This window comes from Streptomyces sp. CRN 30, from assembly GCF_034105845.1.
Genome location: NZ_JAVRHI010000551.1, coordinates 1 through 21,680 on the forward strand (window position 1 = coordinate 1; position 21,680 = coordinate 21,680).

Annotated in this window: 27 protein-coding genes and 1 pseudogene; 8 read left to right on the top strand and 20 right to left on the bottom strand. The window is 70.5% G+C overall.

What is annotated here, in order from left to right:
• A pseudogene (locus UW392_RS63895) lies at positions 1–910 on the top strand (DNA-directed RNA polymerase subunit beta'); the annotation flags it as partial.
• Positions 911–972: 62 nt separating this feature from the next.
• On the opposite strand, the gene UW392_RS63900 reads toward UW392_RS63895, so the two are convergent.
• The 12 genes from UW392_RS63900 to UW392_RS63955 form a co-directional block, all read right to left on the bottom strand.
• On the bottom strand, positions 973–1,224 hold the full coding sequence (locus tag UW392_RS63900) for a hypothetical protein (RefSeq protein ID WP_320784689.1): 252 nt from the start codon (positions 1,222–1,224) through the stop codon (positions 973–975).
• On the bottom strand, positions 1,221–1,466 hold the full coding sequence (locus UW392_RS63905; protein WP_320784690.1) for a hypothetical protein: 246 nt from the start codon (positions 1,464–1,466) through the stop codon (positions 1,221–1,223). The genes UW392_RS63900 and UW392_RS63905 overlap by 4 nt, the downstream gene beginning before the upstream one ends.
• 5 nt (positions 1,467–1,471) lie before the next feature.
• On the bottom strand, positions 1,472–2,344 hold the full coding sequence (locus UW392_RS63910; RefSeq protein WP_320784691.1) for a peptidoglycan-binding protein: 873 nt from the start codon (positions 2,342–2,344) through the stop codon (positions 1,472–1,474).
• Between the two features lie 23 nt (positions 2,345–2,367).
• Positions 2,368–3,231, bottom strand: a complete 864-nt coding sequence (locus tag UW392_RS63915) for a peptidoglycan-binding protein (RefSeq protein ID WP_320784692.1) — start codon at positions 3,229–3,231, stop codon at positions 2,368–2,370.
• Positions 3,232–3,312: 81 nt separating this feature from the next.
• Entirely contained in the window at positions 3,313–4,761 is a 1,449-nt protein-coding gene (locus UW392_RS63920) for a phage tail protein (protein ID WP_320784693.1), read from the bottom strand.
• 50 nt (positions 4,762–4,811) lie between these two features.
• Complete coding sequence (locus tag UW392_RS63925; RefSeq protein WP_320784694.1) at positions 4,812–5,552, bottom strand: hypothetical protein; 741 nt, start codon at positions 5,550–5,552, stop codon at positions 4,812–4,814.
• Positions 5,553–5,555: 3 nt separating this feature from the next.
• Positions 5,556–6,680, bottom strand: coding sequence for a hypothetical protein (locus tag UW392_RS63930; RefSeq protein ID WP_320784695.1), 1,125 nt, complete (start codon positions 6,678–6,680; stop codon positions 5,556–5,558).
• A 10-nt stretch (positions 6,681–6,690) separates the two neighbouring features.
• Complete coding sequence (locus UW392_RS63935) at positions 6,691–7,896, bottom strand: hypothetical protein (protein ID WP_320784696.1); 1,206 nt, start codon at positions 7,894–7,896, stop codon at positions 6,691–6,693.
• Positions 7,897–7,951: 55 nt separating this feature from the next.
• The gene (locus tag UW392_RS63940; RefSeq protein ID WP_320784697.1) at positions 7,952–8,905 is read right to left on the bottom strand and encodes a phage distal tail protein; all 954 of its coding nucleotides are present in this window, start codon (positions 8,903–8,905) and stop codon (positions 7,952–7,954) included.
• Positions 8,906–8,960: 55 nt separating this feature from the next.
• Positions 8,961–10,256, bottom strand: coding sequence for a hypothetical protein (locus UW392_RS63945; protein ID WP_320784698.1), 1,296 nt, complete (start codon positions 10,254–10,256; stop codon positions 8,961–8,963).
• Positions 10,253–11,443, bottom strand: a complete 1,191-nt coding sequence (locus tag UW392_RS63950) for a phage tail protein (RefSeq protein ID WP_320784699.1) — start codon at positions 11,441–11,443, stop codon at positions 10,253–10,255. The genes UW392_RS63945 and UW392_RS63950 overlap by 4 nt, the downstream gene beginning before the upstream one ends.
• A 27-nt stretch (positions 11,444–11,470) precedes the next feature.
• Positions 11,471–12,346, bottom strand: coding sequence for a hypothetical protein (locus tag UW392_RS63955; RefSeq protein WP_320784700.1), 876 nt, complete (start codon positions 12,344–12,346; stop codon positions 11,471–11,473).
• A gap of 253 nt (positions 12,347–12,599) precedes the next feature.
• On the opposite strand from UW392_RS63955, the gene UW392_RS63960 reads away from it, so the two are divergent.
• From UW392_RS63960 to UW392_RS63970, 3 genes are all read left to right on the top strand, one after another.
• Complete coding sequence (locus tag UW392_RS63960) at positions 12,600–12,872, top strand: hypothetical protein (RefSeq protein ID WP_320784701.1); 273 nt, start codon at positions 12,600–12,602, stop codon at positions 12,870–12,872.
• Between the two features lie 468 nt (positions 12,873–13,340).
• Positions 13,341–13,700, top strand: a complete 360-nt coding sequence (locus UW392_RS63965; protein WP_320784702.1) for a hypothetical protein — start codon at positions 13,341–13,343, stop codon at positions 13,698–13,700.
• Between the two features lie 151 nt (positions 13,701–13,851).
• Positions 13,852–14,088 (top strand): hypothetical protein, encoded by a 237-nt coding sequence (locus UW392_RS63970; protein WP_320784703.1) that lies wholly within the window; start codon positions 13,852–13,854, stop codon positions 14,086–14,088.
• A 96-nt stretch (positions 14,089–14,184) separates the two neighbouring features.
• Here UW392_RS63970 and UW392_RS63975 read toward each other — a convergent pair whose 3' ends face one another.
• Entirely contained in the window at positions 14,185–14,385 is a 201-nt protein-coding gene (locus UW392_RS63975) for a hypothetical protein (protein WP_320784704.1), read from the bottom strand.
• Positions 14,386–14,608: 223 nt separating this feature from the next.
• Between UW392_RS63975 and UW392_RS63980 the strand changes: the two genes are divergently transcribed.
• On the top strand, positions 14,609–15,421 hold the full coding sequence (locus UW392_RS63980) for a hypothetical protein (RefSeq protein ID WP_320784705.1): 813 nt from the start codon (positions 14,609–14,611) through the stop codon (positions 15,419–15,421).
• Between the two features lie 14 nt (positions 15,422–15,435).
• On the opposite strand, the gene UW392_RS63985 is transcribed toward UW392_RS63980, so the two are convergent.
• The 5 genes from UW392_RS63985 to UW392_RS64005 all read right to left on the bottom strand — a co-directional run bounded on the left by UW392_RS63985 (position 15,436) and on the right by UW392_RS64005 (position 18,067).
• Positions 15,436–15,813 (bottom strand): hypothetical protein, encoded by a 378-nt coding sequence (locus tag UW392_RS63985; RefSeq protein ID WP_320784706.1) that lies wholly within the window; start codon positions 15,811–15,813, stop codon positions 15,436–15,438.
• 65 nt (positions 15,814–15,878) lie between these two features.
• Positions 15,879–16,169, bottom strand: a complete 291-nt coding sequence (locus UW392_RS63990; RefSeq protein ID WP_320784707.1) for a hypothetical protein — start codon at positions 16,167–16,169, stop codon at positions 15,879–15,881.
• Between the two features lie 82 nt (positions 16,170–16,251).
• Positions 16,252–16,854 (bottom strand): phage tail protein, encoded by a 603-nt coding sequence (locus UW392_RS63995; protein ID WP_320784708.1) that lies wholly within the window; start codon positions 16,852–16,854, stop codon positions 16,252–16,254.
• A 156-nt stretch (positions 16,855–17,010) separates the two neighbouring features.
• Positions 17,011–17,427, bottom strand: coding sequence for a hypothetical protein (locus UW392_RS64000; RefSeq protein WP_320784709.1), 417 nt, complete (start codon positions 17,425–17,427; stop codon positions 17,011–17,013).
• A 199-nt stretch (positions 17,428–17,626) separates the two neighbouring features.
• Positions 17,627–18,067 carry a helix-turn-helix transcriptional regulator gene (locus UW392_RS64005; RefSeq protein ID WP_320784710.1) on the bottom strand — a complete coding sequence of 147 codons (441 nt, stop codon included), beginning with the start codon at positions 18,065–18,067 and terminating at the stop codon, positions 17,627–17,629.
• 258 nt (positions 18,068–18,325) lie between these two features.
• Between UW392_RS64005 and UW392_RS64010 the strand changes: the two genes are divergently transcribed.
• Complete coding sequence (locus UW392_RS64010) at positions 18,326–18,529, top strand: hypothetical protein (RefSeq protein WP_414497761.1); 204 nt, start codon at positions 18,326–18,328, stop codon at positions 18,527–18,529.
• A 297-nt stretch (positions 18,530–18,826) separates the two neighbouring features.
• Here UW392_RS64010 and UW392_RS64015 read toward each other — a convergent pair whose 3' ends face one another.
• The gene (locus tag UW392_RS64015) at positions 18,827–19,036 is read right to left on the bottom strand and encodes a hypothetical protein (RefSeq protein ID WP_320784712.1); all 210 of its coding nucleotides are present in this window, start codon (positions 19,034–19,036) and stop codon (positions 18,827–18,829) included.
• Positions 19,033–19,779: a hypothetical protein gene (locus UW392_RS64020; RefSeq protein ID WP_320784713.1), complete on the bottom strand. Its 747-nt coding sequence runs from the start codon at positions 19,777–19,779 to the stop codon at positions 19,033–19,035. Before UW392_RS64020 ends, UW392_RS64015 begins: the two co-directional genes overlap by 4 nt.
• Before the next feature lie 271 nt (positions 19,780–20,050).
• Between UW392_RS64020 and UW392_RS64025 the strand changes: the two genes are divergently transcribed.
• Both UW392_RS64025 and UW392_RS64030 read left to right on the top strand, forming a co-directional pair.
• Positions 20,051–20,494, top strand: a complete 444-nt coding sequence (locus UW392_RS64025) for a helix-turn-helix transcriptional regulator (protein ID WP_320784714.1) — start codon at positions 20,051–20,053, stop codon at positions 20,492–20,494.
• A gap of 160 nt (positions 20,495–20,654) precedes the next feature.
• The gene (locus UW392_RS64030; RefSeq protein ID WP_414497763.1) at positions 20,655–21,332 is read left to right on the top strand and encodes a DUF1707 and DUF4190 domain-containing protein; all 678 of its coding nucleotides are present in this window, start codon (positions 20,655–20,657) and stop codon (positions 21,330–21,332) included.
• The last annotated feature ends 348 nt before the right edge of the window (positions 21,333–21,680 follow it).

Sequence of the window (21,680 nt, forward strand, 5' to 3'; positions counted from 1 at the left end):
CGGTGAGCCCGGTACCCAGCTGACGATGCGTACCTTCCACACCGGTGGTGTGGCCGGTGACGACATCACCCAGGGTCTGCCGCGTGTCGTCGAGCTCTTCGAGGCCCGTACCCCGAAGGGTGTCGCCCCGATCTCCGAGGCGTCCGGCCGGGTCCGGATCGAGGAGACCGAGAAGACGAAGAAGATCGTCGTCACCCCGGACGACGGCAGCGACGAGACGGCGTTCCCGATCTCGAAGCGTGCCCGTGTCATGGTGAGCGAGGGCGAGCACGTCGAGGTGGGCCAGAAGCTCACCGTGGGTGCCACCAACCCGCACGACGTGCTGCGGATCCTCGGTCAGCGCGCGGTCCAGGTCCACCTGGTCGGCGAGGTCCAGAAGGTCTACAACTCGCAGGGTGTGTCGATCCACGACAAGCACATCGAGATCATCATCCGGCAGATGCTGCGCCGCGTGACGATCATCGAGTCGGGCGACGCGGAGCTGCTCCCCGGCGAGCTGGTCGAGCGTTCGAAGTTCGAGACCGAGAACCGTCGTGTGGTCCAGGAGGGCGGTCACCCGGCCTCCGGTCGTCCGCAGCTGATGGGTATCACCAAGGCCTCGCTGGCGACGGAGTCCTGGCTGTCGGCCGCCTCCTTCCAGGAGACGACCCGAGTGCTGACGGACGCGGCGATCAACGCCAAGTCCGACAGCCTCATCGGCCTCAAGGAGAACGTCATCATCGGTAAGCTCATCCCGGCCGGTACGGGTCTGTCCCGTTACCGCAACATCCGGGTGGAGCCGACCGAGGAGGCCAAGGCCGCGATGTACTCGGCCGTCGGCTACGACGACATCGACTACTCGCCGTTCGGCACGGGCTCCGGCCAGGCCGTTCCGCTGGAGGACTACGACTACGGTCCGTACAACCAGTAAGCGGTGGTTCTGAGGTTCTGAAGGGCGGTCACCCCGGTCGGGGTGGCCGCCCTTCGGCGTGTTCAGCGGGCGGTCAGCTCCAGGGTGGTGAGCACCGCCGTGGCCAGGGCGGCCAGGACACCGATGCTGGCCAGCGGCCAGCGGGAGCTCTCCAGGGCGTCCAGTCGCTTCTCGTGGTCGGCGAGCTGCTTGTCGGTCTGGTCGCTCCGCTGGACCAGCAGGGCGAGGGAGCCGTCGGCCCGTGCGAAGCCCGCTTCCACCGTGCCCCGCAGGCGTTCCAGTTCGACGGCCACGGTGGCTTGATCGTCGCTCATGCTGTGCTCTTCTCGTTCGCTTCCTGTTCGGGTGGATCGGTGCGCAGCCAGGCGGGCAGGCGGGACTGTACGGCGGGCAGGGCCATGACCCGGGTCACCGCGCCGGCCACCGCCAGGGCCCCCGCGACCCAGGGCAGGCTGCGGGAGAGGCCCGCCGCGTCGACCAGCTCCGGCAGCAGGACGCACAGGGCGACGGCGGTCTGGACGACGGTGCGCAGGGTCCTCCTGGTGGTGTCGGACACGGGCCTCACGTCCCGCCGGTGTACGGCACCTTGAGCGCGGCCCAGGAGGTGGCGCCGGGCCAGCCGTCGGCGTCGCTGCCGGTGTAGCCGAGCTTGCGCTGCCACTTGGCGTAGCTCTTGCGGTCGGCGTCGGTCCACCGCGGGCCGGGGCCGTCGGCGTAGGCGGAGCAGCCGACGGCGACGAGGCGCTTGCCCAGGGCGGTGACGATCGCCGACTTCGGCTGCTTCCTGAACCAGTCGGCGCCCGGGAAGGGCTGGTACTTCGGTGTGGTCGTCGTCGCCTTCCCGGCCAGCAGCTTCGCGACACGGGTACGCAGGGACGCCATGGTGAAGCCACGCGGGTCGATCTTGGCGCTGGTCCACTCCTTGTGGCCGATGACGGAGGCGGCGCTCCAGCCGTGGGCGCGGCAGATCGCGGCGGCGGTGCGGGCGATGGCGTCGAGCTGGGCGTCGGGCCAGGGGTCCTTGCCGTCGCCGAGGTTGACGCACTCGAAGCCGTAGAAGCGGGTGTTGCCGTCGGTGTTCTGCTGGTTCGGGGCCGGCAGGGACGCCTTCTCTGCGACGACGGCCCGCAGTACGTCGCCGTCGCCGCTGCCGGCGTGGTTGGCGCGGCCGTTGCCGACGAGGTGGACCGTGCCGTCCTTGGCGATGACGCCGTGGCAGAGCGGGCCGGGCAGGTCGGAGCGGCCGTTGTAGCAGAGGGCGACGGAGGAGTCGGTGCCCGAGGTGACGGTGTGATGGATCATCACGCCGTTGACGGGGCCCCAGGCGCCCTTGCTGTTGCGGTTGTGCGTACGCCAGCCGGTGTGTTCGACGACGGTGACGCCCTCGGCCTTGAGGGCGGCCACCAGGGCGGCGGCGGTGAGGGGAGTGGACATGGGATGGTCCTCCGGGGAGCGGGTCAGGCGGTGTAGGGGACCTTCAGGGCGTTCCACGAGGTGGCGCCCGGCCAGCCGTCGGCGTCGGCTCCGGTGTAGCCGAGCTTCTTCTGCCACAGGGCGTACGAGGCGCGGTCGGCCTCGCCCCACTGCGGGCCGGGGCCGACGGAGTACGCGGAGCAGCCCTCGGCGACGAGCCGGCCGCCCATCGCGGCGACGATGGTGGAGGTGGGCGCGGACCTGAAGAAGGCGTCGCCGGGGAACGGCTGGTAGCGCGTCGCGGAGGAGCCCGGCACGGCGGCGAGCAGGGCGGCGATCCGGTCGCGCATCGACGCCATCGAGAAGCCCTTGGGGTCGATCTTCCGGAAGGTCCACTCCAGGTGGCCGATGACGGAGGCCGCGCCCCAGCCGTGGGCGCGGCAGATCGCCGCGGCGGTGCGGGCGACGGCCTCCAGCTGGGCCTCGGGCCACGGGTCGGACCCGTCGCCGAGGTTGACGCACTCGAAGCCGTAGAAGCGGGTGTTGCCGTCGACGTCGTCGCTGTTCGCGGCGGGCAGCGCGGTCTCGGCGATCACCGCGGCGAGGACATCGGCGTCGCCCAGCCCGGCGTGGTTGGCGCGGCCGTTGCCGACGAGGTACACCGTGCCGTCCTTGTCGATGACGCCGTGGCAGAGCGGGCCGGGCAGGTCGGTGGTGCCGTCGTAGCAGAGGTCGACGGAGACGTCGGTGCCGGAGGTGACGGTGTGGTGGACGATCACACCGTTGACGGGGCCCCAGGCTCCGACGGCGTCGCGGTTGTGGTTGCGCCAGTCGCCGTGTTCGACGACGGTCACGCCCTCGGCGGTCAGCGCGGCTACGAGGGTGTCGGCGGTCAGGGGTGTGGCCATGGTGGGCTCCTTGAGGAGGTGGGGAAGGGGCGGTCGGGGCGCGCGGTCGGGCGCGCGCCCCGGCCGAGGGGGGGAGGAGGGTCAGGAGACCGCGGCCCAGATCGCGTTGGCGTCGGCCACGATCGTGGACGGCGTGAACGAGGTGGGCAGCGAGGTGTAGCCGGTGGCGGTGAGCCGGCCGTGCCGGACGAAGGCGTTGGGCATACGGGCGCTGCCGCCCGGGTAGGCACCCATGCTCGCGCCGACCATGAAGCCGGGGCCGTTGGTCCGCGGGTCGGGACCGTTGATCAGCAGCGCCACCCAGTAGTTGCCGGCGGCGGCCGCGTAGGCGGTGGTCAGCTTCAGTACGAAGGTGGTGCCCTCGGTCTTGGTGATCAGCTTGTCGAGCGTGCCGGTGACACCGACCCGCTTGCCGGCGCTGTCGTAGAGGCCGGCGTAGGAGGTGGCGGCGAGGCCGGTGCCGACGAAACCGGCGACGTAGAAGACCACGTTGGTGATGGTCGACTCGGTGCTCAGGGGGACGCCGGCGAGGTAGACGTTGCCGTTGATGCAGTACTGGGCGGTGGACGGGGAGGAAGCCGCCGGGTCGAAGGTCCACGCCTTGAAGCCCAGGGCCGCCGGGGTCCACATGCCCGAGGGCACCCGGGTGTCGATGTACGACCGGCGTACGAGCTGGTTGCCGTCGGCCGGGTCGGCGGTGACCGCCGGGACGGTGGAGAAGGTCTTGGCGCCCGCCACGGTCTGGTCGCCGGTGAGCAGGACGGCCTGGTCGGCGGGGACCGCGCCGAGACCGGACGCGGTCAGGGTGACGGCGCCGGTCTGGCCGTTGACGGAGACGACGGGCGCGCCGTCGACGGCCAGGTAGCGGGCGTCGGCCGCGGCCGGGGTGAGCGCCCCGAGGTCGGCGGCGGCCAGGGTGACCGCGCCGGTCAGGCCGTTGACCGAGGTGACGCCGTCGCCGGTGCCGTCGGGGAGCTGGGCGAGCGGCACCTTGCCGGTGGCGTCGAGCTGGGCGACGCCGCTCGCCTGCCCGGCCGCGGCGGAGGCGAGGGCGCCGACCTCGGACGCGGTCAGGATGATGTCGGCCTCGGTGTGGCCGTTGACGGAGCGGACCGGACCGGCCGGACCCTCCGGGCCCGGCTCGCCCTGGGGGCCCTGCGGACCCGGCACGGTCACGTACTGGGGACCGCCCGGGTCGGCGGGCGCGAGGTCGGCGAGGTCCACCTCGGGCACGGACGCGGCGAGGGCGATGCGGTAGGTGCGGCTGCGGGAGAGGCCGTTGAGGCGTTCGGTGACCGTGTACGTCCAGGCGAGCGGGTTCCACCCCTCGGCGTCGGTCGCGGGCAGCGTCACGTCGAGGCGGCCGTCGCTGTCCAGGGACGCGGTCGTCGGACCGCCGACGAACAGGTCGGCGTCCGAATGGGTGAGCAGGGAGGGCGGGGCGAACTCGACGGTGCCGCCGAGGGGACGGCCGTCGAGGGCGAGGTACTGGGCGGTGAGCCGGACGGTGGGAATGGAATCGGGCAGCACGGGGCCTCCGTAGGGGGCGTGGTGGGAATGGGCGTACGGCGGCGGGACCGTCAGGACTGGATGCCGTACAGCGCTTGCGGTACGCAGGCGACGGTGTCGCCGGCCGCCGCGACCTTGGCCTGGATCTCGAAGCCGACGGTGTCGCCGAAGGGGGCGGCGACGTCCCCGGTGAAGACGGCGCTGAGCGTCGCGGTGCCGGTGACGGTCTGCGCGGCGTCGACCGGGATGCCGTCGACGAGCAGCCGTACGGAGGCGCCGACGCTGCCGGACACGGCGACCTCGCACCTCACGCGCGGGTGCTGGGCGATGCCCGGTCCGGCGTACAGCGTGGTCCAGTCGGTGGCGCCGGTCGACTCCCAGCGGGCGGTGTCCACCGGGACGGGCAGCGGAAACGCCAGGTAGGGCCGGGCCAGGCCGCCGCCGGCCACGTCGGTCGCGACGACCGTGTTGCCCTGGTGGTCGAGGACCCGCAGCTGCTGGACCGGGCTGTTCACCGGGTCGGCGGTGATCAGCGACAGGGCCATCGAACCGTCGTCGCGGCGCAGTTCGAGGCCCTGCTGGTACTTCTTCGGGTCGGAGTCGGCGTCCCGGTCCGGTTCGACCCGCCCTACGACGAGCAGGTCGTCGCCGAGCGAGCTTCTGGCCCGGATGCGGCCCTGGTCGCCGACGACGATGTCACCGGTGCCGACCTGGTTCATCGGCGGACTGCTGTTGGCCGACGCCATCAGCTCCCGGATGCGGCGCTCGATGGTGCGGATGCGGTCGAGGAGGTCGACGGGGATGGTCGCCACGGATCACACGCCTTCCAGGTAGAGGGTGGCCGTCTCGGACTTGCCGCGCTGCGGCGGCTCCACGGCGATGCCGACGACGCGGTACCGCTCGTCCTGCGTCTCCTGGTGCCACAGGTCGCGCAGGCGCAGCCGGATGCCGGCGCCGAGCAGCGCCGGGGTGATCCGCCCGTCGAGGCGGACCGTGATCTCCGGGATGACCTCCGGCAGCCGCTGCTCGGCGAGTTGCGCCTCGGCCAGCGAGCGCAGCGTCGCCTCGTCGGTGATCCCGCTGTGGTCCGAGGTGGACTCCAGGCGCGGCCAGCCCTCCGCCAGGTCGTCCGGGGCCTCCACGGACACGGTGAGCGGCTGCGACTCCTCGGACTGGTCGCTGTTGGGCGAGTCGCCGCGCGCCACCCACACGTCGGCCTGCACGGTCGAGTCGGCCGGCAGGCTGTAGGTGATGACCTGGCCCGGGTGGTCCAGGACGATGTCCGACGCGCTCGCGGTGATCTTCGGATGGCCGAGCTGGAGCCGCTTGGCGCGGCGCCCCTCGGCGTCCCGGTAGCAGTGCACCCGCCACTCGAACCCGTCGGCGAGCTGGGCGAGCGAGTCGAGCAGCTCACGGACCCGGCTGAGCGACGAGTACGGGTAGGAGGCGTCCCGCGCCACTCCGGACATCTCGTGCCCGAGCTGGATGCCGATGTCACCGCCCGGCTGCTCCTGGGCGTGCTCCACGAGCAGCCGGGCGATCTCCAGCTGGTCCAGCGCGGTGTAGGTCTGGCTCTTGGAGAGGATGCGGTGGTCGAGATAGGAGTCGAAGGTGCCGGCCTGGAACGCGGCCTGTATCCGGCCGCGTTCGTCGCTGGACGGGGTGCAGGTCCACAGCACCCCGCCCCACCAGATGTCGCCGTCCCGCTCCAGCCACACCGCGGTCCGGCCGGGTACCAGCGCCGCGCGGGCCCGGCGGGCCAGCGCGGCGTTCGGCAGCGGGACGGTGGCCGACAGCGAGCCGGACTTTCCGATGTAGTCGTCGAACTTGGTGTCCGTCAGCGGCAGTACGTCGATGACCTGGTCGGTGCGCAGGTCGCAGAAGACGGCCCGGTAGACGGGGGTGAGCGGCGCGTAGGCGGTACGGGGGGAGCTGGTCACGCGGCGCTCCTCAGAGCATCGGGTCGACGCGGACGAACCGGTTGTCGAACCAGTGGTTGTTGGTCGTCGCGCTGGAGCAGTACGCCGACACGGCGGTGTACGTCGCGCCCGCGGTGAGCCCGGTGACCGGGAAGGTGGTGCTCACCGACTGCATGCCCCGGTTGCTGGTGGTCGCCGAGCGGGTCTCGTCGGTACCCGGGCCGAGCACCAGGGTGGTGTCCTTGCGGATGTTGGCCGACATCCGGCCCCAGCCGCCGTCGACGGACGACTGGCCCTGGTAGCCGACGGTGACCAGGACCTTTCCCGAGACCGGTGCGGTGAAGGTCGCGGTGACCGTCGGTCCCGTGGTGCCGGTGACCGCCTCCGACCAGGTTGTCGTCTTGCAGTAGCCGCCGTCGGTGTTCTGGGCGAACACCGGGCTGGGCAGGGCGAGGAGCCAGGCGGTCCCGCTCCAGCGCTCCAGGCGGCCGTTGTTGTCCCGGTACTGGCCGACGTACGAGCCGGTCGCGAGCCGGCCCGTCGGGGCGATGCCGCCGAGCTGGGCCGGGTAGCCCACCCACTGGGAGCCGTTCCACCGCTGCAGCTCCGAGCTGATGTCGCGGTACTGCCCCGGGTAGCCGCCCGCCTCGGCCGTGTTGCCGTACAGGGGGAGGATGCCGCCGACGCCTACGGTCGTGGTGCGCAGGTCGGTGACGGCGCTGGCCCAGGCGATGCCGCCGGTGCCGACCGAGGAACCCGCCGGGACCAGCACGCTCGCCAGCGGCAGGGAGGCGTCCGGGAGCTGCGGGAGCTGGAGGGAGCCGTCGGTGGGACCGCGCAGGATCTCCAGGACCGCCTCGGTGCGGCCGGAGTTGTCGAACTGGGCGTCGTAGATCCGCAGGACGACCAGGTCCGTGCGGGCGTTGTTGGCGTCGCCGTCGGCGAAGGTGACGTTGGTGTAGTCGGTGAGGACGACCGGGTACGCCCCGGCGGTCTCCGAGCCCTGGACGACGGCCCGGCCCGGCGCGATCGTCGCGGTCATCCCGGCGGTCGAGCTGAACACGTAGAGGGCCGACGTCAGCGACTTGCCGTCCGGCGAGCCCGGGAGCAGTCCGCTGCGGCCGGCCAGCCCGCTGACCGGGGTGACGGCGCCGAGCGGGGCGAGCCGGGTGTCGGCGCGGGACTGGCCGTTCTCGGCGTCGGTGCGGTTGATGAGCCATGCGCTGCGCAGGGGCATGAGGGTCCTTCCTCGGGGTCTTGTGGGGTTCGGCTGTCCGTGCGTACGGGCGGGGTCACCAGTGGGCGTCGCGCCAGCGGACGGTGACCGAGGCGGCGGCGGACGGGGTGACGTCGTCGGAGCGGAACGCCAGGTCGGTGGTGCCCGGTTCCAGGCTGAACAGCTGCTCGGGCGAGGAGTCGGGGGTGGCGGTGTAGATCCGGGAGGCGGTGCCGTTGAGGAGGACCGTCCCGGCCTCGGTGTCGACGGTGAGGAGGTCGCCGGGGCCGAGCGCCAGGTCGTACTGGAGCTGGCGGCCGTCGGAGAGCCGGGTCAGCGAGGGCCGCTGGACCGGGCCGCGGAACTCGACGACCGGGCGGACGGCGGCGCCGCCCGCGTTGACCGCGGCGATCGAACCGGCGGCGCCGGTGCCGCCCCAGTCCAGCGGCCAGGACAGTCCGGAGCCGGCCGCGTCCTCCCAGACGAGGCCGGCCTCCGCGACGGGCAGCCCGGTCAGCGCCTCGTGCAGCGCGGGGGCGTAGCGGCGCGGGTCGGTCGCGGTCCACTGGAGGCTGACCTTGGCGAAGCCCGCGACGGCGTACGAGCGGTCCTGCGGTACGACGCGGCGGCTGACCCTGGCCCGTACGGCGAGCGTCTCGCCGAGCAGCCGGACCGCGAGCCAGCGCTCCTGGCCGTCGGGGCCGGTGGCGGCGCGGAACGCGGAGGCGGTGGCGAGCGGGTCGGTGCCGGCGGGCGGGGCGAGCCAGACGGTGGCGCCGACGAGCCGGGGCTGCGCCCAGCGGTCGCCGGGCCAGGAGCCGTGCTGGTCGGGCCGGAGGACGTCCCCGAGGTCGAGCTCGGGCAGGTCGTCCCAGCCGGTGACGCCGGAGCGGTCGACGGGGTAGGGCGTGCCGGTTCCCATGAGGAGGTCGCCCCATTGGATCTGGCCGTCGAGGGTGATGAGGGAGCCGGGGGTGTCGTCGGTGCCGGTTCCGTTTCCGGTGGGGACGGGTGTGACGGTTGTGGCCATGGTGGGCCGTCACCTCGCATGAGTCGCTGGGGTTTTCAGGCGGTGCGGCGCGTGTTCAGGCGGTGCGGCGCAGGAAGAGCAGGTCCTCCGCGACGGTCTGCGGGCTGCTGCCTTCGCGCTCCTCGTAGACGCGGACCCCGGGGCGGCCGGCGAAGTAGGCGGGCCCGGTGGTGGCGGAGGCGCGGGAGGGCGCGGGCAGGAAGCGGCCGAGCGAGGTCAGCGGCTTGACGGTGGCGGCGCCGGGTGCCGCGGCCGGAAGGACGACGCCGCCCTCGGCGAGCTGCGGGATCTTCTTCAGGTGGACGCCGAACTTCTTGCCGAAGAAGTTGAAGCTGAGACGGTTGAGGTTGTCGATGACCCAGTTGGCGAAGGAGATGAGGCCCTGGATCGGGCCCTTGACCACACCGGCGACGGTCTGCGTGCCGGTCGTCATGAACTGGCCGATCGCGCGGAAGGTGCGGGAGGTGGCGTCCTTGATCCGGGTGAACATCCGGGGGACGTCCTTGGTGATCCAGGTCAGGATCGGCTTGACCCGGTCCTTGAAGCCCCGCCAGATCGACGACACCTTGCCGCTGAGCGCCCGGGTGTCTCCGGTGGTGAGCGCCTTGAGCACCGCGAAGCCGGTGCCGACCAGGGCGCCGATGACGGTGAGCGCGGTGGTGACGACGTCGAGGTACACGGTGACGTACGTGTTCACGGCGGTGGCGATGGCCTTGAGCAGCGGGGTCATGACGGCCAGGTAGCCCTCGACGTACTGGAGGACCAGCGTGGCGAGCTGCTCGATCAGGCGCTGCCCGGTCTCGGAGTTGACGGCCAGGTCGATCAGCCAGCCGGCGACCGGGAGGAGGAGGCCGGTGACGAAGCCGATGGGGTTGGCGCGGGTGAGGGCGTTGATCACCAGCATGACGCCGGAGCCGATGGTGAGGGCGGTGCCGAAGGTGCCGAGCAGGGTGCCGAGGACACCGGACGCCGAGACGAGCGCGCCGACGGTTCCGAAGACACCGCCGAGGGCGGAGCCGAGCCTGCCGAGGGCGGTGGAGGAACGTTTGGCGTTGGCGCCCACGGCTTTGATGCCGGGGGCGGCGGTGGTGGCGGAGCGGCCGGTTCGGGTGAGGGAGCGGGTGGTGGTCGCGGCGGTGGTCTTGATCTTCCGGAGGGCCGCGGCACCCTGGGCGGCGCCGGGGCGAACGGAGTCGAGGGCGGCGGCAGCGCCTTTGACCTGCTGCATGAAGGAACGCACGGCGGTGTTCGTCGTCTCCACCGTGCCCCGGAAGGACCGCAGGGTGGTTCCGGTTCCGCGCAACGCGATGCGCAGCTTGTTGCCTCCCGCGGTGACGGAGGCGGCCGTCATCCGCGTGCCTTCGCCAGGAACTCCAGAGCGTGGGCGGTCCGCTGGGGGCTGCTGGTCTCGGCGGCGTAGTAGTGCTCGATGTACAGGGCGCTGTCCGCACCGGCGGTTCCCGCGTACGTCTGGCCTCCGGCGGCCCGGCGCAGCAGTTGGTCGAGCTTGCTGAGCGGCAGGACGGCCTCCGCCTCACCGGCCTCGGCGAGGATCGCGGGGACGCCGCCGGAGCGGGGCATGACGACACCGCCGGTGGCGAGCATGGGGATCTTCGGGAGGTTGACGCCGAAGGTCTTGCCGCCGACGCCGGGGACCCAGCCGGGGATCGAGACCTTGATGCCGTTGAGGGCGCCGATCGCGCGGTTGATGATGCCGATGACCGAGTTCAGGGGGCCCTTGACCGCGCCCTTGATGCCGTCGAAGGCGCGGCCGGCGATGCCCTTGAGGCCGCCCCAGATGCTGGAGAGCTTGTCCTTGACGGCGCGGAAGGCGTTGGGGATCGCGGACTTGACCCAGTTGACGACCGGGGAGATGACGGCCTTGATGCCCTTCCAGACGCTGGAGACGACGGTCTTGATCGCCTTCAGCGCGGTGCTGATGACCTTCTTCCAGGTGTTGACGTAGGTCTTGATGACCGTGGCGATGGCCTTGACGACCTTGGAGATCGCCGACTTGATGCCGTTCCAGACCGACTTGATCAGCTTTGCGGCGTTCTTCATGATCGGCCCGATGGCCTTCATGACGGTGCTGATCACGGACTTGATGACGCCGAAGGCGGTCTTGAGGACCTTCTGCATGGTCTTCGACTTGGTCGCCATCTCGACGACCTTCTGGATGAGCGGCATGAGCAGGTCCATGAGCATGCCGAAGAAGTTGCCCTTCATCGACTTGTTCATCTTGTCCTGGCCCTTGGCGGCCTTGCTCGCCCCGGACTCGTACTTGCCGAGGTTCTTACCGGCACTGGTACCGGTCTTGCCGGCCTTGGCGACCGACTTCTCGGCCTTGTCGGCGGCCGACTTGAGATCCTTCAGTTCCTTCTCGGAGCCCTGTGCGGCGGTCTTGAGGGTCTTGAGCTGAGCAGCCGACGTCTTGCCCGCGTTGCCGACCCCCTTGGCCGCAGTGGCGGCGCCGGACGCTTTCGACTTGAAGTCCTGTAGGGAACTGGACGCCTTCTTCAACGAACTAACGAGACTCATGGCACACCTCCTTCACGCGGAACCTGGTCACGCGCCGCTGCCGGCGAGCGCGCCGGCGGCAGTGCCGAACCCGTTCGACAGGGCCTGGAACTTGGTGCGGAGCGTTTCCGCGGTTTCGGCGAGATTGGTCGCCGCGGACTGGACGTTTCGGAGGTCCTGGGCCTTGGGGAGTTTGGTGGGGTCGTAAAGTTCGAGCTTCCGGCTGAGGAGACCGATGGCCTTGGCCGTGTTCTTGATGGTCGAGTGCGGGCTCGGATTCAGCTTGCCCTTGAGATTGTTGATCGCTTTGGCCAGGCCGTTGATCTTTCCCGCGGAGAGCATCTGACGCGTCGCGGTGTTGAATTCCCGGATCTCCGGAGTGAGCGTGTTCAGCGCGTTCTGAAGATTGTTGATGACCTCGGGGGTCAGGCCGTGCGGGTTGATGGAGACGGCGCTGAGGGAGTCGGCCTGCTGGCGGGTCATCGTCCGCGGCAGACCACTTTCACCGGTGGCGAGCACACGACCCGGATCCGTCCCGCGCCTCAGCAGGCCGCGGTTGACGAGCCTCGATATCCTTTCGAAGCCGAGATTGAACAGTTTTCCAAGATCCAGCAGCTTGCCCATGATGACCGCGCCGACAGCGCCGATGATCACAGTGATCTGAACGTATATATCTTTTTGCTTGAACGCTTCGAAGAAGTCCTTGAGGCCGACCGCCTCCATGAGGGCTTCCCATATATTTTTCTGTTCATCCTTGCCTTGCTTAATCGCCTCCTTCAGTTCATTCTTGGCGGTCGTGAGTTCGGCGTCGGTCACGTTGTTCTTGGGGTCGACATGCGAGTTCAGGGTGGTAGTTACCGTGCTGATGGCGGTCTTGAGTTCGGCTATTTTTTCGAGGATGCCTGCATCCGAGTCACTTCCCATTTCGACTCCATATCTTCCGATGGAGGTGTTGCCTCCGCGGTGGTCGGGTGTTAGGTTCGTTCAGTCGTGCTATATCTCTGTTGAGATATAGGCAGAGGAAGGGTGAATTGTGGTATTTGTGGGGGCGGTTCTCATATGTCTTGGATTGCTTTCGGTATTCGCTCAGTCGGGCAACTTCTTGGCCCATCGCCGACTGCAGGCACTGAAACATCACGGCGTAGACGGGCAGGCGGTGTACGCTTTTCATGAGTACGTGACCAATTCCCATCGAGTATTCCTCGACATCTGCCTTCCAGAGGGGCAGCCGCAAGTCCGGTTCCATGAGTACATGCAGGGTCTGCCTGGTCCCGAGGGCACGGTCGTGCCGGTGGTGTACGACAGTCGGAAGCCGAAGCGGGCGAAGGTGGGAGTGCGGGCGGAATTGGACTATGGGTTCGAGCTGGGGAGTGTTCTCTTGCTCGGTGCCGGCGGCCTGGTCCTGATCGGCATCGGGGCGGTGCTCTGCCTCATCGGTGCGCTGATGTGACGATGCGGGTTCCCTGGCAGGCGGTGCGGTGAGTGGGGTGCGCCTGGTCATGGGGGGTGTGGCTGCCCCGAGCCGGTCGCCATGTCGACTTGCTTCCCGGTCGGAGGTTGTTCCACCCGGGCCGGACGGGAATGCGGGAGAAGCTCGACTTCGACGGGGAGCGGGCGATCGTGCTGCTCCTCGGTCGCACCGGCCTCGTGCTCATCTGTACGGGGGCGTTGCTCTGCCTCGTCGGCGCACTGATCTGACGTGTCGGCCGCAATGGCGGCCTGCCGGGGCGATCGGGACGCGACGCACGCGCTCGGCGGCCGGACGCCGGCTGGGGAACGGAGTAGGCGCGGCAAATCGGTGACAGTTGGTCGTTGTTTAGCTTTTCGTGCAAATTATAGGGGTGGGGACATGCATGGAACTCTACTAATAGTAGGGGCTATTCTCGTGATGTTCGGGGGTCTCGCCCTATTTACCCAAATGACGAACTACGCCACCTATCGTCGGATGCAGCATTTGAAACGGCATGGTGTCGACGGGCAGGCGATCTACAAGTTCCATGAGTATGTGACTAACTCACACCGGGCCTTCTTCGATGTCTGCCTCCCCGAAGGGCAGCCGCGTGCACGGTTCTACGAGTACATGCAGGGGTTGCCAGGACCCGAGGGCACGGCGGTACCGGTCGTGTACGACAGCAGGAAACCGAAGCGGGCCAAGACGGGAGTGCGAGCGGAACTTGATTTCGACGCGGAACGGCCGGTCGTCCTGCTCGTCGGAGGCGGCGGACTTGCGATGATCGCAATCGGTGCGCTGCTCTGTCTTACGGGCTCGCTGGTGTGACGCGCCGGCCGGACCTGCGTCGACTGCAGGTGCTGAAACATCACGGCGTGGACGGACAGGCGGTGTACGCCTTCCATGAGTACATGCAGGTTCTGAGCCGAAGCGGGCGAAGGTGGGAGTGCGGGCGGAATTGGACCACGGATTCGAGTTGGTGAGTGTTCTCCTGCTCGGTGCCGACGGCCCGCCCTGCCGAGCCGAGGTGGCCAAACGGCAACGTCGTCTGCCCCTTTTTATGCTCGTCGGGATTTTCAGTCTTGTGGGCGCTTTCGCTACCTGGAATTCCGGCAGGAAAGATCCGGAGTACACGCCCAATCCCAAAGGGGTCGCGGCGTGGGGTGGCGTCGGTGTCGTCTGTCTGGGGCTGATGACCCTGCTCTGGCTGTTGTGACAGCCTGGTCGGCTCCTGCTTCGCTGAGCGATTCCGGTGGCGGACGGCGAGTGCGCATGGCGGGTAAGGCCGCCGTGGACTGACCGGTGGTACGCGTTACCGCCGGCCGGCCCGTCGGGTCTCCGTCAGCGCGTCCGACCAGCCCGCCGCGTAGGCGCGGGACTCCAGGGTGAGCAGTTCCTCGTACAGCCGGTCGAGGAGAGCGTCGCCGTCGGGGGCGGCGGCGTGCAGGAGGTGGGCCAGGCGGGTGTACGTGTCGGTCGGCTGCGGTGGGGAAGTGCTCGTGCCAGTGGCCATGGCGGCCTGCCTTCCGGTCTGACCTGCGGTGTTGTGGGCCGCGCCGGGTCTTGTGTGAGGTTCGTGGAGTAGGATTCGGCCGTTCTCCTGTCGGGCAAGGGAACGAATGAACTACCGGTTCCGTTAGGAACGTGAGGGCTCGTCAGGCGCTGGTCGACGGTGGCTGACAGCCGTCCGCACGCGGGGGCGTGGGGAGACTCGGAACGAGGGCAAGGCCAACGGGGTGGACGGCGTCGCGAGCAACGCGCGGAATGATCATGAGGTCGACTGGCTGGAACAGTTCGCCGATCTTCCCCACCTCATAGCCCGCGTCTCCGAACTCGTCCTCCGCCTCGGTTACGACCCCGACGAACTCGTCACCCTGCCCCGCTCCGAACTCGACCGCCGTGAGACGGCCGCCTACAGCGCCGGCTGGGCCGACGTCGTCGACGAGCAGCTCCCGGCGATCCGCCGCGCCTACGAGGAGCGGATCACCGCCGCCTACCTCCAGGGCCAGGCCGACGCCCGCACCGGCCGCCGGCCCCGCCGTGTCCGGCGGATGGATGACAGTTCGGGCGGAGATGTCATCCAGCTTCCGTACGTACCCCTGCTGCGCGCCCCGGCCGAGATGACGCGCGTCGAGCAGCGCGAGTCCGCACCGCAGGGGCGGACCGCTCCGCGGAACGGGGGCAGTCCTTTCGCGCCACCGCCTGCCGAGTCCACCCGTGACGCGCTCCTCTCCGCCCGTGAAGTGCGGGAGAAGCGGCCGCTCGCCATCGAGCACCGGCCGGTGGTCCGGCGCAACGGCCGCCCCAGCGTGCCCCCGCTCGACCTGCCCGGTGACCCGGGAGCCGCCGGGCGGGACCGGGCACGCCGTACGGACGGCCAGGACCATGACCACGACCCGGTGAGCGGCGCGCCGGACGCGGCGGACGCCACCGGTACCGACGACTCCCAGCGGCTGTCGGCCCGTGCCCGCGCCCTCGCCGACGACTTGGAGCAACGGGCGGGCGGCCGGCACCGCGACGGACAGTCGGAGGCGCCGGACCGCCGCTGAGCCCGGAGTCCGGTTCAGGCGAAGAACCGGGCCAGTTCGGCGGGGGACGGGGCCTGCGGATCGGCCCCGTTCCCCTCCCCCGCGCCCGTTGCCTGCGGGCCCGCCGGGTCCACCGGGTCCACCGGGTCCGTGTCCTCCGACCCGTCCCCCGGCCGCGGCACCGGGACCGGCGGCTCCGGCTGGTCGCCCTCCTCGGAGTTGACCGAGGCGAACATCCAGTTGGCCGCCGCGAGATGGTCCACGGCCGCAGCCAGCAGATGGTCCGTCACCGACCAGTCGGCGGCCTCGCCGTGCAGGTCGCGGTTGAGGGCGCTGTCCCGCGGCAGGTGCTTGATGAGCAGCGCGAGCCGCCTGCTGGTGAGGCGTTCGCGGTGCCAGTCGAGCAGATCCACCCCGTAGTGCCGGAGCAGATCCGCTTCGAGAGCCTCGGCGTGTTCGTCGACGAACCCGACGAGGCTCAGCCTTCCCCCAGGCCGAGCCCGGTCTCCTTGCCGTAGGCCTCCAGAATGGCGGCGATGTCCTGCATGGTGACCTCGTACTGCTCGAAGCGGGCGAACTGCTGCTCGCCCATGAGCAGGCGGAGCAACCCGTCCACGTCGTTGTCATCGAGCTTGCGCAGCGCCTTCGCGGTCGCGCGGGACAGTTCCGTGGGCAGGGTGAAACCCTCGCCGTCGAGCTCGAACGACCAGGTTCGGCCGAGGGCTTCGAGGCGCTGGGCGCGGGCCGCGTTGACGTCGAAACGGGACACAGGTGCTCCTTCGTGTGCAGGGGGTGGAGAGACAGAGGGGTGACGGGCGGGACGGTTTTGGGCCGCCCCGCCCGCCGGTGGATCAGGCCGCGGCGTACGCGCCGTCCTTCATCACGAAGCTGGCCAGCGGCGAGCCGTCCGGCGTCGCCATGGCGGTGAAGGTGATGCCGAGCTGCGCCGGAGCCTTGCGGGCCAGCTTGATGTCGTCGGCCGCGGTGACCTGGCCGCGCGGGATGCCGAAGCGGTACGTCACCGTGGTGCTGCCCGAACGGTCGGTGAACTCCAGGCCGAGCGCGTGCGGGTCGGCGAACGGGCGGTCCGCGATGTCGTACTTGTAGATGCCCGAGGCGGTGGCGCCCGCGTCGGCGACGGAGCCGCCGCCCATGAAGAACGGCAGCGTCTCCTCGTTGAACTGCATCAGCGAGAACTTCAGCGTCAGGTCCCGGTCGGAGTAGACGAAGTGCACCGGGCTGACGACCTGCCACACGTCGACCGGCTCCAGCTTGTCCTTCTTGCTGAAGGTGACGCCGTCGCCGGAGGTGTAGCCGAGGTCCTTCCAGGCCGTGCCCCAGTCGTCGGCGGAATCGGTGTCGGTGAAGGTCTCCGGGACGGCCGTACCGGCGGGGGCGATGAAGAGGCGTCCGGCGCCGGCGATACGGATCTCGGAGGTGTTGGTGCCTGCCATGCTCGTTCTCCTTGTTGAGAGGTAAGGGGAGTGGGAACTGCGGGGTGTGTCCGGTCGCCGCCGCGTGTGACGGCGGCCGGGCACGACGAAGGCCCCGCCGGGTGACGGGGCCTTCGGGTCTGTGGGGCGCCCTTCGGTGCGGGGCGCGAGGGCGGGTCAGTAGACGTCGACAGCGACCTTGAGTACGCAGACGTAGCGGTTGGCCGCGGCGTACAGGTAGTCGGGCATCCAGCGCGGGCCGTCCTGTTCGACGACGTCGGTGATGACGTTGGTGCCGAAGGTGCGGCCCGCCGCGGCGAGCAGCGCGCGCCGGCCGGTGTTGGCCAGCGTGTGCGCGGTCGCCTTGTCCGGGCCGTACACCTCCAGCTCGATCAGCGGCTCGTCGACGTGCAGTTCGCCGACCCAGGCGCCGCCGCGCCGGTTGACCAGTACGGCGGCGGCGGTGCCGTCGAAGTCGGCGGGCGGCTCGACCGCGACGAGCGCGGTGGCGAGGCCGGGGTCGTCCTCCAGGATCTCGACGACCAGCCTCTCTACTTCGATGAAGGCACTCGGGGGCGGGACGGGTGTGGTCATACCGGTTCACCTCGGGGCGGCGGGGCGCGCGGGGCGCCGGAACGGTCGGTTGGTCACGGGCTGCGGCCCGGCAAAGGCGGCGGGATCGCCGCCCGACCCTGCGGGCACAGCTCCGCCGCTGCACCAACTGTGACACGTAGCGCGCGCGCACGCAACTAAAAGGTTCAAGAGGTTGTGCCGGGCAGAGGGGAAGGGGAGGTCAGCCCGAGGTGCGCGCGGCCTCCGCCGGAGGGAGGAACTGCTCCACGACCCTCACGAACATCTCCCGCCGGTCCGCGGGCACGCCCAGCAGCTCGGCGACCTCCTCCAGCGTCGGCCGGGAGGCGGTATCCAGGTACAGGGTGACCGCGCCGGGGACCGGACGGCCGTGCGGATCGGCCAGTTCCTCCGCTGTCAGGCGCCCCGAGCGGATCAGCATGTCGCGGACGGGGACGCCCAGGACGCGCGCGAGCCGGCGTGTCGTCTCCAGGTCGGGCATGCTCTGCCGCTGGAGCAGCCGGGTCACGGCGGCGCGGTGCACCCCCGCCTCGTCGGCCACGCGTGACCTGCCGCCACCGCGCGGACTGTCGATGTCGTAGCCGCGATCGCGCATCAGGTCTTCGACCCATGCGGCGAAGGGGTCCAGGTCGGGGGTGTTCATCTCGGTCTCGCTCTCGATCGGGGGCGGCCGAAGTTTAGCGTGCTTGCGCACGCGGAATTACGCGCTCGGGCGCGAAGGTGATCGCAACAGCCCGTCATATGCCGGGCGTTCGCGTCGACTCTGCGTTACCCTGGAGATCAATTCGAACGTGAATTCGAACAGGGCGGTGAGGTCATTGACGACAATGAGCGGGCGGGGGCCGGGGGCCGGCGGTGAACGGTCGTGGTGACCGGCGGGCCGCGGGAGCGCCTTGCCGACGTGACGGCCGCCGCGGTCGCCGTCGCAGTGGAATCCGCGCAGGCCGGCCGGTACACCGGTGAGGTCGGACGCGCCTTGGCCGCCGTCGTCGGCGAGGTCGGGGCGCGGATCGCCGACGATGCCGAGGTGCGCGGTTTCGCGATGGGGTGGCAGGAGGCCGTAGCGGCGGCGCGGAGCGCCCCCGGGAGCCCCGGCCCCCGCTGACCCGCGTCCCCGGCGGCCGTACTGCTGCCGCCGGAACGCCCGTTGGCATCACGTTGAGTAACCGCCGCGCGTCGATTCACGGGCGGGCCCCTTCGGCTCCGCGCCGCACCGATCGGCCCCCGGCGGTCGCCCGCCGTTGTCCAGCACGTACAGCCCGTACGGGATACGGCCTGTACGAGACAGCCCGTACGGGGTGCAGCCCGTACGGGACACATACGCGAAGCCCCCGGTCCCCTCCGTGACTCACGGAGGGGACCGGGGGCTTCGTCCGGCGGCGCGCCGGTGCCGGCCGAGTGGTCAGCGCCGTCGCGTGGCGCGTTCCGCGGCGAAGACGTCCTCCAGGCGGTAGAGGTGCGTACGGCCCTGACGGCCGGCCGCGCTCAGGTTCCCGAGCTGGACCCACTTGCGGATCGTCGCCGGGGCGACCCCGGCCTCCTGGGCGGCGAGGACGCCGGTGACCAGCGTGGCACCGGCGGCGTACGGGCGGGGCGCGGTCGGACGCGTCATCGGGCGTCACCCGCCGGCCGCGTGTCCGGCCGCGTGCCCGGCAGCGTCAACGCCTCCCACGCCTCCCGTTTCCACAGGTGGCGGAAGGCCGGGTCGGTCGCGCAGTCGCAGTCCGGACTTCCGCACCGGCAACCGGGGTTGACGCACAGCACCGCGTCCCGGTCCGGGAAGGCGCGCAGCGACACCGAGTCGCACCACGGGCAGCGGCCGGGCAGCCGGACCATCGTCTCGGTCTCGCCCAGCGCGCGGGCGCAGCGGCGGGCCATCCGGCGCAGCTCGTCGCGGGCGTGGCGGGCGAGCACCGGGTCGGCGGCCGTCCGGCCGAGCAGCCCGCCGACCCGGACCAGCCGCTCCGGCAGGGCGGCACGGCGGGGGCGGCCCAGGCCGAGCCGGTCGTACAGCGCCTCCTCCAGCTCCACCACGCCGTCCGTGATGTCGCGCAGGGCGTCCGACACGTGCAGCCGTACCGGTGCGGCCGAGTGGCCGGGGACGGCGAGGCCGTGCTCCTTCTCGTTGCGCAGCGCCTCCTCGCGTTCCTCGCGGAGCAGGGCTGCCTGCGCGGCGCGTTCGGCGGGGCCCGGCGCACGCCGGGCGGCAGTCGTACGGCTGCCCGCCGACGGTGCCAGCTCGTCGAGCAGGTCGGGAAGCCGGCGGAGCAGGGTCGCCGCCCACAGGGCCGCGTCGCGGGCGGGAGTGTCGTCCTGGACGGCGGCGGCTGTACGCGGGGACGTGTGCTCAGTCATGACGTGGCCCTTCTTGTGCGGGAGGTGCTGGGAGGTGCGGGAGGTGCGGGAGGTGCGATCGCCGAAGGCAGACTGACAGATTGCGTGCGGGCTCGCAACTAAAAAATGACGTTGTGGCTCTGTGTGAACACAGAGGGTGGGAGGTCGTAGCTCTGACCGGCTGAACGCAGCACTTCCTCAACGGAATCTCCACATTGCGTGCGTAAAATTTAATATTCCGTGCGCGCAAGCGCGATAATCTGGTGCCCGCTGTGGAGGGAGGCGAGCGTCCATGACAGTCAGCGAACTGGAAGCGTTCACGGCCTGGATCGAAGAGGTGATCCGCCGACGGGGCTACGACATCGACAGTCCGCGCGGCGGCGGCAAGTCGCGCCTGGCCGACGAGGCGGGGGTGCACCGCGCCGCCATCACCCGGCTCCTTCAGCGCCAGAGCATGCCCGACCTGGAGACCATGCGGCGGCTGGCCCACGTCCTCGACATCCCCGTAAGGGAGATGCTGATCCGCTCCGGGCGGCTCACCGAGGAGGAACTGCCCCTGCCGTCGTCCCAGGACGGCCCCGCCCGGCCCGCCGGCGAACGGCTCACCCTGGAGGAGGCCGCCACGGCCCTCGGCATCCCGGCCGAGCAGCGCGAGATGTTCCTGCGCGTGGCCGGACAGTTCCTCCCGGCCCCGACCGACCGCGACCTCCCCACCCGCCGCACCCGCCGCGGCTGACGACCACAACCGCCGCGGCTGACGACCGCACCCGCCATGTAGAGGACGAGGGCGTCCCGTCCGCCTTCCCGGCTTTTTTACGACCTGCCCGGACGTACCGCTCCCGCGAGCCGTCCCGGTCGCGCATCATGGAGAGACTCCGCCCTCCGGGAGGTGCTCCGTGTCGCAGCCGCCGTCGCCTTCGCCGTACCCGTCCTGGCAGCCTCGGTCCGAGTCCCAGCCCCAGCCGCAGGCCCAGTCGTGGAACGGCCGGCCCCAGGCATGGAACGGTCAGGGCCAGTCCTGGAACGGCCAGAACCAGGGCCAGAGCCAGAACCAGAACCAAAGCCAGTCGGCCATGCTCGCCTCCCACGCCGACCGTGAGCGGGCCGTGGACGTGCTCAGAGCGGGGTACGGCGAGGGCCGGATGGAGCAGCCCGAGTTCGAGAAGCGGGTCGCGCGGGCGTACGGCGCGCGGACCGTGGGGGAGCTGGCCGTGCTCGTCGCCGATCTGCCGCAAGGGCCCGTGCCGCTTCTGCCGCAGGGACCCGTGCCGCTGGTCAGGGCCGCCCCGGCCGGCGCGCCGCCCGTGCCCGCGACCTTCCTGCCGGCGCCGCCGCCCACCAACGGCAAGGCCGTCGGCGCCATGGTCTGCGGCGTGCTCACGGTCGTCACCGCCGGGCTGAGCGGCATTCCCGCGGTCATCCTCGGGCACTCGGCCCGCGCGGAGATGCGGCGCACCGGCGAGCGCGGCGAGGGTATGGCCATGACCGGGGTGGTGCTGGGCTGGATGTCGGTCGCCGGGTGGGCGCTGATCTTCACGATCATCATCGCGGCGGGGCTCGCGGACGCGGTCTGAGACCGATGCCCGGCGGTGCGGGGACTTGACACGTGCCGCATAGCGATGCAGTGCGGTTCCATTTGTTTTGACCACAGCGAATGCGATAGGTACGCTCAGACCTTGTGCCTGGGGTGTGCCCTGGCTCCTGTGCGTGCCTTCAACCGCACGGGGACCACAAGCGGCCACCGCAATCCGCGACCTTGCCGCCTCGCGGCGGAGGTCCACCGGGTTCGACACACCCGACCGCGTGGGTCGGCGACGTTCCAGGTTAGCTTCACCATTCGGCACACAGAAACCGGAGAAGTAGTGCCTACGATCCAGCAGCTGGTCCGGAAGGGCCGGCAGGACAAGGTCGAGAAGAACAAG

Excerpts from the sequence above, each read along its gene's own strand:
- UW392_RS63965 (WP_320784702.1), top strand. The coding sequence starts at position 13,341 with ATGACGAACTACGCCACCTATCGTCGGATGCAGCATTTGAAACGGCAT.
- UW392_RS64025 (WP_320784714.1), top strand. The coding sequence starts at position 20,051 with ATGACAGTCAGCGAACTGGAAGCGTTCACGGCCTGGATCGAAGAGGTG.
- UW392_RS64005 (WP_320784710.1), bottom strand. The coding sequence starts at position 18,067 with ATGAACACCCCCGACCTGGACCCCTTCGCCGCATGGGTCGAAGACCTG.
- UW392_RS63910 (WP_320784691.1), bottom strand. The coding sequence starts at position 2,344 with ATGTCCACTCCCCTCACCGCCGCCGCCCTGGTGGCCGCCCTCAAGGCC.
- UW392_RS64020 (WP_320784713.1), bottom strand. The coding sequence starts at position 19,779 with ATGACTGAGCACACGTCCCCGCGTACAGCCGCCGCCGTCCAGGACGAC.
- UW392_RS63945 (WP_320784698.1), bottom strand. The coding sequence starts at position 10,256 with ATGACGGCCGCCTCCGTCACCGCGGGAGGCAACAAGCTGCGCATCGCG.
- UW392_RS63940 (WP_320784697.1), bottom strand. The coding sequence starts at position 8,905 with ATGGCCACAACCGTCACACCCGTCCCCACCGGAAACGGAACCGGCACC.
- UW392_RS63955 (WP_320784700.1), bottom strand. The coding sequence starts at position 12,346 with ATGGGAAGTGACTCGGATGCAGGCATCCTCGAAAAAATAGCCGAACTC.
- UW392_RS63950 (WP_320784699.1), bottom strand. The coding sequence starts at position 11,443 with ATGAGTCTCGTTAGTTCGTTGAAGAAGGCGTCCAGTTCCCTACAGGAC.
- UW392_RS63900 (WP_320784689.1), bottom strand. The coding sequence starts at position 1,224 with ATGAGCGACGATCAAGCCACCGTGGCCGTCGAACTGGAACGCCTGCGG.
- UW392_RS64000 (WP_320784709.1), bottom strand. The coding sequence starts at position 17,427 with ATGACCACACCCGTCCCGCCCCCGAGTGCCTTCATCGAAGTAGAGAGG.
- UW392_RS63935 (WP_320784696.1), bottom strand. The coding sequence starts at position 7,896 with ATGCCCCTGCGCAGCGCATGGCTCATCAACCGCACCGACGCCGAGAAC.
- UW392_RS63995 (WP_320784708.1), bottom strand. The coding sequence starts at position 16,854 with ATGGCAGGCACCAACACCTCCGAGATCCGTATCGCCGGCGCCGGACGC.
- UW392_RS63975 (WP_320784704.1), bottom strand. The coding sequence starts at position 14,385 with ATGGCCACTGGCACGAGCACTTCCCCACCGCAGCCGACCGACACGTAC.
- UW392_RS63915 (WP_320784692.1), bottom strand. The coding sequence starts at position 3,231 with ATGGCCACACCCCTGACCGCCGACACCCTCGTAGCCGCGCTGACCGCC.
- UW392_RS64015 (WP_320784712.1), bottom strand. The coding sequence starts at position 19,036 with ATGACGCGTCCGACCGCGCCCCGCCCGTACGCCGCCGGTGCCACGCTG.